7 protein-coding genes are annotated in these 8,636 nt (G+C 64.3%); 1 reads left to right on the top strand and 6 read right to left on the bottom strand.

Going from position 1 to position 8,636, the window contains the following annotated elements:
* Nucleotides 1-82: 82 nt before the first annotated feature.
* Nucleotides 83-2,155, bottom strand: coding sequence for a hydantoinase/oxoprolinase family protein (locus AC1DUU_RS15175; RefSeq protein ID WP_476784238.1), 2,073 nt, complete (start codon nt 2,153-2,155; stop codon nt 83-85).
* A 185-nt stretch (nt 2,156-2,340) separates the two neighbouring features.
* Here AC1DUU_RS15175 and AC1DUU_RS15170 point away from each other — a divergent pair, with 185 nt between their 5' ends.
* Nucleotides 2,341-3,168 carry a ferredoxin--NADP reductase gene (locus tag AC1DUU_RS15170; RefSeq protein ID WP_476784237.1) on the top strand — a complete coding sequence of 276 codons (828 nt, stop codon included), beginning with the start codon at nt 2,341-2,343 and terminating at the stop codon, nt 3,166-3,168.
* 52 nt (nt 3,169-3,220) lie between these two features.
* Here AC1DUU_RS15170 and AC1DUU_RS15165 read toward each other — a convergent pair whose 3' ends face one another.
* The 5 genes from AC1DUU_RS15165 to AC1DUU_RS15145 all read right to left on the bottom strand — a co-directional run.
* Nucleotides 3,221-3,640: a MarR family winged helix-turn-helix transcriptional regulator gene (locus AC1DUU_RS15165; protein WP_476784236.1), complete on the bottom strand. Its 420-nt coding sequence runs from the start codon at nt 3,638-3,640 to the stop codon at nt 3,221-3,223.
* Nucleotides 3,637-4,221 carry an amino acid synthesis family protein gene (locus AC1DUU_RS15160; RefSeq protein ID WP_476784235.1) on the bottom strand — a complete coding sequence of 195 codons (585 nt, stop codon included), beginning with the start codon at nt 4,219-4,221 and terminating at the stop codon, nt 3,637-3,639. The genes AC1DUU_RS15165 and AC1DUU_RS15160 overlap by 4 nt, the downstream gene beginning before the upstream one ends.
* Nucleotides 4,214-5,095 carry a UPF0280 family protein gene (locus AC1DUU_RS15155; RefSeq protein ID WP_476784234.1) on the bottom strand — a complete coding sequence of 294 codons (882 nt, stop codon included), beginning with the start codon at nt 5,093-5,095 and terminating at the stop codon, nt 4,214-4,216. The genes AC1DUU_RS15160 and AC1DUU_RS15155 overlap by 8 nt, the downstream gene beginning before the upstream one ends.
* Nucleotides 5,092-6,621, bottom strand: a complete 1,530-nt coding sequence (locus tag AC1DUU_RS15150; RefSeq protein WP_476784233.1) for a 6-hydroxynicotinate reductase — start codon at nt 6,619-6,621, stop codon at nt 5,092-5,094. The genes AC1DUU_RS15155 and AC1DUU_RS15150 overlap by 4 nt, the downstream gene beginning before the upstream one ends.
* Nucleotides 6,618-8,636 (bottom strand): xanthine dehydrogenase family protein molybdopterin-binding subunit (locus AC1DUU_RS15145; protein WP_476784232.1); only part of this gene is annotated, 2,019 nt, incomplete at its 5' end. The genes AC1DUU_RS15150 and AC1DUU_RS15145, both read right to left, overlap by 4 nt.

Genomic DNA, 8,636 nt, shown 5'->3' with positions numbered 1-8,636 from the left:
GGAAAAAACGGCTGAAGGCCTCCTCTCCCCAGCGGGGAGAGGGTGGCCGAGCGAAGCGGAGGCCGGGTGAGGGGGCGCTTGGTCATGACGTACCCACCTCGACGATAATGTTCCCATCCGCATCGGTCCGCGCATGATCGCCCGGTTCCAGCACCGTCGTCGCATCCATCTGCTCGAGGATCGCCGGCCCGTTTATCATGGCATCGAGCGGCAGCTTTTCGCGCTCATAGACCGGCGTGTCGCGCCAGCCGCCGTCGAACCAAACCGGACGGATCTCGCGCAGTGCACCCTCCAGTGTCATCGCCCGTCCGGCCGGATCGATCAGCCGACTGAGGTCGATGTCGGGGCGCACGCCCGTCACCGAGGTGTTGAGGTTGACGAGGTTGGCGCGGATTTCCGGTAGTTCGACCTTGAAGCGGGCGAAATAGGCCTTTTCGAACAGCGCTTGCAGTGTGGCGCGGTCGATCTCGGGCGAAGGCAGCGGCACGTTGATGATGTGCGTTTGTCCGACAAACTGCATGTCGGCCGAGTGGCTGACGCGGATGGCCTGAGGCTTGATCGCCTCCTTGGCGATCAGCGCCTCGCCTTCCGCCCGGTGCCGTGCCAGCACCTCGCGGACGCGTTTTTCGTCGAGCATCGCCACCGGCTGGTTGAGGGTGTTGACGAAGTCATGGCGCAGGTCGGCGACGACGCAGCCGAGTGCATTGGTGATGCCGGGCCTCGCCGGAACCAGCACGCGGGGCAGGCCAAGTTCGCGGGCAAGTGCTGAGGCATGCAGCGGCCCGGCGCCACCGAAGGCAAACAGCGTGAAATCGCGCGGGTCGTGGCCGCGCGACACCGACACCATGCGGATGGCCCCGGCCATCTTGATGTTGCCGAGCCTCAGCACGGCACCGGCAGCAGCCGTGCCATCGAGCCGGGTCGCCTTGCCGATCCTGTCTTCGAAGATTTTCCGCACTGTTTCGACCGTCACCGGATTGTCGACGGCGAGCAGTCTTTTCGGGTCGAGCCGGCCGAGCACCAGATTGGCGTCGGTGATGGTCGGCTCGGTGCCGCCGCGTCCGTAGCAGACCGGCCCGGGATTGGCCCCGGCACTCTCGGGCCCGACCTGGATCAGCCCGGAAGCATCGACACGCGCGATCGAGCCGCCGCCGGCACCCACAGTGTGCACCGCGACCATCGGCACATGGATCGGCATCGCATATTCGATTTCGATCTCGTTCGACACCGCAGGTTCGGCATTGAGGATCAGCGCAACGTCGGTCGAAGTGCCGCCCATGTCGTAGGTGACGAGATTTTCGAAGCCGGCACGCCGGCCGGTATAGGCTGCGGCGATGACGCCCGAGGCCGGGCCCGACATCACGGTCTTGGCCGCCTCGCGGGTAACGAAGCGCGCCGATATCATGCCGCCATTGCCGTTCATGATCAGGAAATCGCGTGCGTAGCCGCGTGTCGCAAGCTCTTGGCGCAACCGCGCCACGTAGCGTTCGAGGATCGGCTGCACCGCCGCGTTGACCGAGGCTGTGACGCCGCGTTCGAACTCGCGCGCTTCCGAAAGCAGCGAATGCCCCGTGGTGATGTGGCCGTTCGGCCAGAGTTCGGCGGCGATCTCGGCAGCGCGCCGCTCATGCGATGGATTGGCGTATGAGTGCAGGAAGTGGACGACGAGTGCCTCGCAGCCGGCGTCGATCAATTCGCGCACTGAAGCGCGCATGCCGTCCTCGTCGAGCGGCTCGCGCACATGTCCCGAGGCTTCGACGCGCTCGGAGACTTCAAGCCTGAGATTGCGCGGGATCACGGGCACGAACACGCCGGTCATGCCATAGGGTTGGGGCCTTGTGCGCCGGCCGAGCTCGATCACGTCGCGAAAGCCGCGCGTGGTGATCATGCCGGTGCGGGCCAGCCGCCGTTCCAGCACGGCGTTGGTGGTGGTCGTGGTGCCATGCACGATCAGGTCGATGTCGGCGATGGGAAAGCCGGTTACGGCGAGCGCCGCGATCACGCCATGCGCCTGGTTTTCGGCCGTCGTCGGTGTCTTGGCGATGTGGACCGCCCCGCCATTGGCGCCGTCGATCAGCAGCAGGTCGGTGAAGGTCCCGCCCACGTCGATGCCCGCCACGACATTTCCCGCCCTTGCGGGAATTTTCTCGTCCATGGACTAATCCCGAAAAGCCCGGACTACGATCATGTGCCAGTTTAGAAAGGCGTTTTAGGCCACAATCTTGACGATGAGATCATTTGTATACTAATTAATAGGCTGAACAAGGCTCCACACTTTGCCTGTATTTCCGCAGCGCGCCGGTGAAAAACCGCCGCCGCGCCGGGCGAGAGGTTTGATCGATGAACACCGCAGCAGCGCTGAAGACGGTCGACGCAAAGCCGCTTCAGTTTCCTATCCCTGCCAATGTCTACGCCGAAACTGTGGTTTCGGTGAAGCATTACACGGATCGCCTGTTTGCCTTCCGCATCACCCGGCCGCAGTCGCTGCGCTTCCGCTCGGGCGAATTCGTCATGATCGGCCTGCCGAATGCCGAAAAGCCGGTCTTCCGCGCCTATTCGGTGGCGAGCCCGTCCTGGGACGACGAACTTGAATTCTTCTCGATCAAGGTGCCGGATGGTCCGCTGACTTCGGAACTGCAGAAGATCGAACCGGGCGACACCGTGCTGATGCGCCAGAAGTCGACCGGCACGCTGGTTCTCGACGCACTCACCCCGGGCAAGCGCCTGTTCATGATCTCGACCGGCACCGGCATCGCGCCCTTCGCCAGCCTGTTGCGCGACCCAGACACCTATGAGCGCTACGAGCATGTCGTGCTCACCCACACCTGCCGCGATGTCGCCGAGCTGGCCTATGGCCAGGAGCTGGTCGCCAATCTCGAAAACGATCCACTGATCGGCGAGCTGACCCATGGTCGCGTCACGCTCTACAACTCGACGACGCGCGAAACCTCCGAGCGCATGGGCCGCATCACAGCACTCATCTCGTCGGGCAAGTTCTATTCCGATCTCGGCATTGAAAAGCTCGACCCGGCCACCGACCGCATCATGATCTGCGGCTCGATGCACATGCTCAAGGACGTCAAGGAACTGGCCGAAAGCCTCGGCTTCGTCGAAGGCTCGCTCAACGAGCCGGGCACCTTCGTCGTCGAGCGCGCTTTCGTCGGCTGAGATTGGGGCAGTAAGGGAATAGGGCAGTAGGGCAGTAGATTGACCTACTGCCTCAGCTTATCTTCGAAAGCAGCTCCAGCAACATCGCCGCGTCCTTGGCCGACAGGGGAGACAGCGTTTCCTCTGTGATCGTCTGTGCCAGGGGCACAAGCTCTTCCACCAAGCGCCGGCCCTCGTCGGTCAGGCGGACCATCAAGCGCCGCTTGTCGGCCTCATGCTTGGCCAGTTGCACAAGGCCGCGTGCGTGCAGACGGTCGATCACACCCTTGACGGTCGCCCCATCCATGGCGATCAGCGTGCCAAGCTGGTTCTGCGAGGTCTCGCCGACATCATGCAGCTTGGCCAGTGCCGCGAATTGCGGCGGGGTCAGGTCACCGATATGGGTGGCGAAGATCGCGACATGACGCTGATGCGCCTTGCGCAAGATGAAGCCTATCTGCTCCTGCAGATGGTAGGCTGCGTCCTGCTTCATCGCAGGCCATCCCAGGCCTTGATGTCGGCGGCGCTCAAACCGCCCATGCGATCGTGGATGCGGGGTCCGCAGGTCATCACCAAGGCGAAGACGATTTCGTCGGGCCTTGGCCCGTCGGGCGATCCAACTTCCATGGCGTCGAAATGGCTGCGCACATAGGCGGCGTTGATGTGGCCGATGGGCACGTCGAGCCGGGCACCTAAACCTCCCACCTTCTTGGCCGAGGGCACGATCGCCTTGGCTTCGCCGAGCCGTTCGCGCATCGCGTAGCCGCCGGGCACATGCCACAGAGCGCCATGTTCGAGCTCGCCGGCGGAGCCCACGATGGCGCCCTTGCCGTAGCCGTCGATGACTTTCGGGTCGCCGCCGAGTGCTTTGATCAGCCGGTCGGACAGCATCAGCCCGAGCGGCTTCAAATCCTCCATCGCGTTTTGCAGCTCTTCGACATAGCGGCCTGCGAACGGATTTTTCACCACCGCGAGTGCCGCCGCGCGCCGCCGGGGCACGTCCTTTGCCGGGCCGCCATCATGGAAAATCTCTTCGACCGTCACGGTGATCTTGCGGATCGGAAATTCAGGCATGGATCGGCATCCCCCTCATCGAAATATCCGGTATGGCCGCGAACGACTTGCCGCTGACGCGGTGTTCACCTGCAAGGAACAGCGCGGCACTCTGGATCAACCCTTGCCGGCGGAACGTGTCGGCGACCCTGAGCCCGGCATCGAGCGCCGCATCGATATCTCTAGGGGACAGCGCGCCGACACCTGTTGTGACCAGCCTGTCGCCGAGGTCGCTGTCTGGGGCCAGTTCCCACGCCGGTTTGCGCTGGATTGCCTGGTGCCCCGGCAAATCGACCGCGTTGGCGATGAGCGTCGCTGCCGCGTCCGCCGCTGCCCCATTCGCCGCCAGAACGGTCACCGCATCAGCGATGCCGAGCGAAAAACTGCGGCCGCGCCAGCCGCTGGTGGCGATGCCGCGCACCGGATCTTCGTAGTGGATGGTCAGCCGGTCGACGAAGCCTTGCCCGGTGCCAGCAATCGCCACTGAAATTCGCTCGCCAGGCGCGATATGCAGGGCGATATCGCCGCCATTGTTGATGTAGGCACGGTCGAGCGAGCGCCCCGAAACCATGGCGACCATGATCTCATCCGCGACCGCGCCGGCGACTGCGGCCATCGGGGTGATGAAATCTTGCGCGAGCGGTGTGACAGCAGCCTCCATGCGCTGCGCAGTCGGACCTGCAAACCGCCGCGCTTTGCTGGAAGCAGGCCGGCGAAGTTCGGTGAGTTCGCCGACGAGTTCGCCAAGAACGGTCTGGAAACGTTCGGCGGCCTGCCGGTAGGCGGCGCGCACTTCATCCTTGTCGCCGAAAGCCTCGACGATCAGGTCGATCGGCCCATGGTTGAAATGCAGGCGGTGCCCGTCCGGAAGCCAGTTGATGTCCGGGCCATTCATGGCAAACCGCCGGTCCGGCGCAATTGCGCGAGCGGCGGCCAGGGATTGCCTGCCCGGGCCGGTCCAGTCGCCCGCTCGTTGAAATACTCGCCGCCGCRCCTGAGCACGTCGTCAACGCTCCTGATCTCGGCCCCGTAGCCGCCGAGCGCCAGATAGTCGTCGCGGCGCAAGGTGAACTCGATCGGCGCAACAAGCGCAGGCGTCGGCACATAGCCGAAGGCGTTGTCGGGCACGCGGGTCACGTCGACCATCAGCGTGATGCCGCCGCCCGGCCAGACATAGACAGGCGCACCACCGACCGTGACATAGGTCTTCAGGCCCTGCACGGAACGCGTGAGATTGACCGGGTTTTCGGTCACGCCGGCACGCAAGCTGCCGCCGGCGCCGCCAACAAACAACACCGTACACAAAGCCGGCTCACAATTATCCTCGATCAGCCCAACCGACTTCCTGAGCCGGTCGGGAAATGCCTTCTCGACCGGCCTGAGGTCGTCGCCGAGTTCGTAATAGGCGAACTGTTCGCCGGTGGTTGAAACCATGAGCAGGCTGAGACCGGGCCTCGCGCCTTTCCTGGCGTTCCACTCGCCGAGGATGTCGAGCGGGTCGGAGATGCTCGTGCCGCCCCATCCCAGCCCTGGCTCCGAAACCTTGAAGTAGCGGCCGGGCGTCGAGCGCCGGCCAAGGATTTTTATCCCTGTGTCTTCCCAACCCAGCACTTTACCGGCCTGATGCTCGGAAACGACGCCGGTGATATGATCGTCCACCACGACCACTTCGTCGACGAGCCCGCGCCATTGCCGCGCGAACATGCCGATGGTCGCCGAACCGCAGCCGACACGCATGCGTTGTTCGACAGTGCCGTCGATGACGGGTGGGTAGCCTGCCTCGACGATGACAACGGCGCCGCCGTCGATGGTCAGCTCCACCGGCTTGCGGTTGCACAGGTTCAGCAGCGTGTCGCAGGTCATTCGGCCTTCCGCCTTCGACCCGCCAGTCAGGTGGTGCACCCCGCCCAGCGACAGCATCTGCGAGCCATATTCGCCCGTCGTCACATGGCCGACCGCCTCGCCCCCAGCGCGCACCGTTGCCGTTTCTGGGCCGAGATGCCGGTCGGTGTCGATCTTCACCTTGACGCCGCAATAAGAAAAGATGCCCTCCGTCACCACGGTGACGAGGTCGACGCCCTCCACCTCCTGGCTGACGATGAAGGGGGCCGGCTTGTAGTCGGGATAGGTGGTGCCAGCACCGATGGCGGTGACGAAGCGCTGGCCGGTGTTGACCAGCTCGCCGTCCCAAGCCGCGCCTTCAAACGGCACCACGGCATTGGCGCTTTCGACCGCGTAGTCGAGCACGCGCACCGGGTCGCAGCGCACGATCCTGCCGCCGTAATTGCCGTAGCGGTCGCAGGCGCCGGTGCGCCCTTCGGCGATGTAGCACATGACCGGGCAGGCATCGCAGCGCAGCTTTTCGCCTGCCTGCTTGTCGCCGGTTTCGTGGGTTTCGAAACGTTCGGACAACTCGTTCATGGCAGCACTTGTGCCTCGCGGATTGCCGCCAGGATGCGTGAGGGCGTGGCCGGCACCTTGGTCACCAGAATCCCTGTTGCATGGCGGATGGCGTTGAGGATGGCGGGTGCCGTCGGGATCAGCACATGCTCGCCCAAACCCTTGGCGCCAAAGGGTCCTTCCGGGTCCGGAACTTCCACGAGGATGGTCTCGATCGGCGGCACGTCGCCGATGGTCGGGATCAGATAGTCGTGCAGGTTCTCCGTCCTGCCGGGGATGTATTCCTCCATCAGCGCCATGCCGATGCCCTGGGCGATGCCGCCTTCGATCTGGCCTTCGGCTAGCAGCGGATTGATCGCCTTGCCGACGTCATGTGCTGCTGTGATCTTGACCAATTTCACTGTGCCAAGAGCGAGGTCGACCTCAAGCTCGGCGATCTGGGCGCCATAACCATAGACCGCATAGGGCTTGCCTTGGCCCTTGGCGTCGAGCGGCTCCGTCGGAGGGTCGTAGCTTTCCTCCGCCGTGAAAACGAGGCCGTCTGTGTCGGGCTCAAGCAGCGCGAGATCGATGCGGCGGCGCTCGCCACCCTCATGCACCAGCAGCAGACCGTTTTCCAGCTGCAGCGATGCCTCGGGCGAGACATTGGCGAAGCGCAGAATCTTTTCGCGCAATGCCCGGGCTGCCTTCTCGGCAGCCTTGCCTGACACATAGGTCTGGCGCGAGGCCGAGGTCTTGCCGGCATCGGGCGTGATCGCCGTATCGGCACTGCGCAGCACGAAATCCGACAGCGGCAGGCCAAGCGCGTCGGCAGCGATCTGGGCGATGACAGTGTTCGAGCCCTGGCCGATGTCGACGGCGCCCTGATGCAGCAAAACCTTGCCGTCGGGCGCGATGCCGAGCTTGATCATCGAGGGATTGGGCAAGGAGGTGTTACCGCAGCCATACCAGCACGAGGCGATGCCGACGCCGCGCTTTTTGCCTGGATTGGCTGCGTTGAATTTGTCCGCGTCGGCCAGCGCGCGCGCCCAATGCGAGGTCAATACTCCAAGGCATTCGCCAATGCCAACGCCGGCTTCAAGTATGTGCCCCGTCACCGTTTCGGAGCCGTTCCGAAGTGCGTTCTTCAGACGAAGCTGCAGCCGGTCTATGCCGAGCTTGTTGGCCAGTTCGTCATACAGCGTCTCTTGCATCAGCGTCGCTTGCGGTACCCCAAAACCGCGGAAGGCTCCCGACACCGGCCCGTTGGTGTGGACGGCGCGGGCGGTGGCCCTGTAGTTCGGCGTGACGTAGGGCCCTGACGCATGGACCGGCACGCGGTTGGCGACGGTCGGCCCGAAACTGGCATAGGCGCCGGTGTTGAACTCTCCTGAAAAAACCATGCCGCGGATGGTGCCGTCGGCGTCGGCCCCGATGGTCGCCTGCATCGATGCCGGATGGCGCTTGGTGGTCGATGCCATCGATTCATTGCGGCTATAGGCGAGTGCGGCCGGCCGGCCGGTTTTCAGCGCGACGAGCCCGATCAGTGGCTGCAGCGACAGATCGATCTTCGACCCGAAGCCGCCGCCGGTTGCCGTCGGCACGATGCGCACCTTGTCCGGTGCCAGACCCAATATTCGTGCCGTGTCGTCGCGGTCGAGATGTGGTGCTTGTGTGCATGCAATAACGGTCAGCGTGTCGCCATCGACAAAGGCATGGCCGGCTTCAGGTTCGATATAGGCGTGTTCGACATAAGATGTCTCGATGCTGCCGGAGACGACGCAGGCGGCATTTTCCAGCGCCGCCTCAGGCTCGCCGCGCTCGACCAATCCACGCACCAGAACGTTGCCTGGGCGGGCGGCATGGACCAGGTTCGCGCCCGCTGCCACCGCCTCGGCAGGCTCCATCAAGGCCGGTAGCTCGCTCCATCGCACCGGGAATTTTGCGAGATCAAGCTCGCGAGCGGCCCAATTCTCGCAGGCGACCAGCGCCACCGCCTCGCCACGGAACCGCGCCTCGCCCTCGGCCAGYGCCGGCTGGTCGGCGAAGGGCGGGAT

The sequence above is a fragment of the Aminobacter sp. P4_H6_2 genome, assembly GCF_056400805.1.
The sequence above is the reverse complement of the archived record's forward strand: the minus strand, read 5'-3'. Positions and strand labels throughout refer to the sequence as shown.

Coding starts and splice junctions, on each gene's coding strand:
- AC1DUU_RS15175 (WP_476784238.1), bottom strand. CDS start 2,155: ATGGACGAGAAAATTCCCGCAAGGGCGGGAAATGTCGTGGCGGGCATC.
- AC1DUU_RS15170 (WP_476784237.1), top strand. CDS start 2,341: ATGAACACCGCAGCAGCGCTGAAGACGGTCGACGCAAAGCCGCTTCAG.
- AC1DUU_RS15165 (WP_476784236.1), bottom strand. CDS start 3,640: ATGAAGCAGGACGCAGCCTACCATCTGCAGGAGCAGATAGGCTTCATC.
- AC1DUU_RS15160 (WP_476784235.1), bottom strand. CDS start 4,221: ATGCCTGAATTTCCGATCCGCAAGATCACCGTGACGGTCGAAGAGATT.
- AC1DUU_RS15155 (WP_476784234.1), bottom strand. CDS start 5,095: ATGAATGGCCCGGACATCAACTGGCTTCCGGACGGGCACCGCCTGCAT.